This is a genomic window from Streptomyces sp. SID14478, assembly GCF_010548525.1.
Lineage (GTDB): Bacteria > Actinomycetota > Actinomycetes > Streptomycetales > Streptomycetaceae > Streptomyces.
In genome coordinates this window covers 1-3,322 of the sequence record NZ_JAAGMG010001435.1, presented here as the reverse complement: position 1 = coordinate 3,322, position 3,322 = coordinate 1, and the positions used below count along the sequence as shown (strand labels likewise).

Annotated in this window: 3 protein-coding genes and 2 pseudogenes; 2 read left to right on the top strand and 3 right to left on the bottom strand. The window is 71.1% G+C overall.

Annotated features, from left to right (window positions below):
* Positions 1 to 527, bottom strand: a pseudogene (locus G3I40_RS45200) (GNAT family N-acetyltransferase); the annotation flags it as partial.
* A gap of 140 nt (positions 528 to 667) precedes the next feature.
* Here G3I40_RS45200 and fdxA point away from each other — a divergent pair.
* Entirely contained in the window at positions 668 to 988 is a 321-nt protein-coding gene (fdxA, locus tag G3I40_RS45195; RefSeq protein WP_018532659.1) for a ferredoxin, read from the top strand.
* A 117-nt stretch (positions 989 to 1,105) separates the two neighbouring features.
* A complete protein-coding gene (locus tag G3I40_RS45190; protein WP_164560589.1) occupies positions 1,106 to 2,209 on the top strand; it encodes a bifunctional succinyldiaminopimelate transaminase/glutamate-prephenate aminotransferase in 1,104 nt (367 codons plus the stop codon).
* Between the two features lie 86 nt (positions 2,210 to 2,295).
* Here G3I40_RS45190 and G3I40_RS45185 read toward each other — a convergent pair whose 3' ends face one another.
* Together G3I40_RS45185 and G3I40_RS45180 are read right to left on the bottom strand one after the other, a co-directional pair.
* Entirely contained in the window at positions 2,296 to 2,739 is a 444-nt protein-coding gene (locus G3I40_RS45185) for an ATP-binding protein (protein WP_164560588.1), read from the bottom strand.
* Between the two features lie 298 nt (positions 2,740 to 3,037).
* Positions 3,038 to 3,322: pseudogene (locus G3I40_RS45180) on the bottom strand (heavy metal transporter); the annotation flags it as partial.

The following is a 3,322-nucleotide window of genomic DNA, read 5'->3' as shown; positions in this document are numbered from 1 at the left end:
CGCGCCTCCAGCTCGGCGCACAGCAGCTCCTGCGTGCCCTCGGCCCCGGTCGCCGTCTGCGCGTACGCGGGCAGCCCGCGGGCGGCGTACCACTCCTGTGCGCGGCGCAGCGCCTCGTCGAGCGGCACGCCCGGGTCGCCCACGGGCAGCACGGAGTTGGCCCGCCGCGTGAAGCCCTCGGCGGCGCGCAGTTCCCACTCGCCGAGCCGCTCGCTCTCCAGCGGTTGCCAGGCGCGGGAGGAGACGCGCGCCAGTTCCGGGTACGTGGCGGAGGGGCCCCGGCGCCGTGCCGGTTCGGCGGGCACGACCTTCCCCGCGACCAGCGTGGAGGCGTCGACGGGGACCCGCTCACCGGTCCGTCGTGTGATGAGCAGCACACCGTCGTTCCACGATGTGAGAACTCCGACGGTGTCGGTGAACTCGCGACCCGCGGCCCCGTTCTTGCTCACCCGTCGCACAGAGACGCGTTTTCCCACGTCAGCGGCGCTGATGCGTACTTCGAGCCGTCCGCCCGTAGTGAATTCCACCGCTCGGTCCACCCCTCCTGTTCGGATCATGCCCGGGAACGGAGATACTAGGTGCGGGCATCGACGACGCCGCGCTCCCGCGCGCCAGGCGGCGGAGCCTGCGGAGGCCCGCCAGCGCCCTATCGAGGAGGAACGACAGCGTGACCTACGTCATCGCGCAGCCTTGTGTAGACGTCAAGGACAAGGCGTGCATCGAGGAGTGTCCGGTCGACTGCATCTACGAGGGCTCCCGGTCCTTGTACATCCACCCGGACGAATGCGTCGACTGCGGTGCCTGTGAGCCGGTCTGCCCGGTCGAGGCGATCTTCTACGAGGACGACACTCCGGAGGAGTGGAAGGACTACTACAAGGCGAACGTCGAGTTCTTCGACGAGCTCGGTTCGCCCGGTGGTGCCTCGAAGATGGGCCTGATCGAGAAGGATCACGCGTTCATCGCCGCACTGCCGCCGCAGAACCAGTAACGGCGCCAGCGGTACGCACAGACGCCCCCGGTCCCGTACGGCTTCAACTGCCGTGCGGGACCGAGGCGTTTGTCCCCCACAACCTTGTGAAACCTTGCGAAAGAAGTGAGCGACCAGGTGTCCGCAGTCCCCGCTCCCATTGACCGTCTCCCCACCTTCCCCTGGGACAAGCTGGAGCCGTACAAGAAGACGGCCGCGGCGCACCCGGACGGCATCGTCGACCTCTCCGTCGGCACGCCCGTCGACCCGGTGCCCGAGCTGATCCAGAAGGCGCTGATCGACGCCGCCGACTCGCCGGGCTACCCGACGGTGTGGGGCACCCCCGAACTGCGGGACGCGCTCGTGGCCTGGTGCGCACGCCGCCTCGGCGCCCGCGACCTCGGGCACGCCAACGTGCTGCCGGTGGTCGGCTCCAAGGAACTCGTGGCCTGGCTCCCGACGCAGCTGGGTCTCGGCCCCGGCGACAAGGTGGCCTACCCGCGGCTCGCGTACCCGACGTACGAGGTGGGCGCCCGGCTGGCCCGCGCCGACTACGTCACGTACGACGACCCGACGGAACTCGACCCCGCGGGCATCAGGCTGCTGTGGCTCAACTCCCCGTCGAACCCCACGGGCAAGGTCCTGTCCAAGGAGGACCTGACCCGCATCGTCGCCTGGGCCCGCGAGCACGACATCCTGGTCTTCTCGGACGAGTGCTACATCGAGCTGGGCTGGGAGGCCGACCCGGTCTCGATCCTGCACCCGGACGTGAACGGCGGCTCGTACGACGGCCTGGTCACGGTCCACTCCCTGTCCAAGCGCTCGAACCTGGCGGGCTACCGCGCGGCGTTCCTCGCCGGTGACGCTGCGGTGCTCGACCCGCTGCTACAGATCCGCAAGCACGGCGGCATGATGACCTCGGCCCCGACGCAGGCGGCCGTCGTCGCGGCGCTCGGCGACGAGCAGCACGTCCGCGACCAGCGCGCCCGGTACGCGGCCCGCCGCGAACTGCTCCGCGAGGCGCTGCTGCGGCACGGCTTCCGCATCGAGCACAGCGAGGCGAGCCTGTACCTGTGGGCGACCCGCGACGAGTCCTGCTGGGACACGGTCGCCCATCTCGCGCGGCTCGGCATCCTGGTCGCGCCGGGGGACTTCTACGGCGAGGCGGGCAGGACGTTCGTCCGCGTGGCGCTGACGGCGTCGGACGAGCGCATCCGGGCGGCCGTGGACCGCCTGGCGTAGGACCGGCGCACGCGCCACGACGACGGGGCGCCCGGAGAGCTGCAGAAGCTCTCCGGGCGCCCCGTCGTGCACGGTCGTCGGCAGGCTCAGCCGACCGGCAGGCCCTTCAGCGGCAGGGAGTCGGTGGGCAGCCCGCCCTTGGTCACGGCGTCCGTCGGCAGACCGCCCTGGGTCGCCGTCCCGGCCGTCTCGCCGACCAGGTCGCCCGCGCCGCCCGCGAGGTCGCCGGCGGCCTTCTGCGCGACCGGGGTGGTGGTCTTGGCGCTCTTGCCGACTGCCTTGCCCGCCGTCGGCACGGCCTTCTTGACGGCCTTGCTGCCGGTGTCGCCCGCGAGACCGCTGACGTTCTGCGCCGCACCGTCGACGGTGTTGCCCAGGTTCGCACCGTCCAGGGCGGTCACGGCGCCCAGGTCGGGCGTGGCCGGGAGTTCGGCAGCGCTCGCGGAGCCGGCCGCACCGACCACGGGCGCCGCTCCCGCTGCGACGAGCAGCGCGACACGGGCGATCCGGCGGGTCAGGGGGAGGGACATGATGCTCCTTAGACGGGAGAGAACGTTTGTCGTCCGGTTGCCGTGCGGCGATCGGACGCCGTGACAACAGCCCCAAGGCCCGGGAAGGTTGCGGGTCGGCAACGTAAAGGGTTTGCAATGCATCGCATAATCGGATGCGGATAAAAACGGGCAAACCTCGCCGGTCGCGTTCCGCTGAAAAACCCTTACGCCCCTTCGCGGACAAGGGAACGACGGCATGGGTCACCCACCGCCCGAAGAAACCCGCCGGACGTCCATCCGGCATGATCCACGTGCCCCTATCGAGTGATCTCCCGCACTACTGCCCGGTGACGATACGGACCTCGGTGACGGATGCCGAGGAGCCCGCGGCAGCTTCCGCGCGACCCTTCGCCGACGTCCTGCGCCACTCGTTCCCCGAATCCCCGGCGCTCCACTCGCGGCCCGCGTAGGAGACCCGTTCGATGTGCAACGCGGACGAGTTGGCCACGGCCCACTGCGCCAGCTCCCAGCCGCGCTGCCGCTCGCCGCCCTCCGCCGACTCGACGGTCGCCGGCACGGGCACCCGCACCGAGCGCTTGTCGCGGCCCGCGGCGGGCGCCAC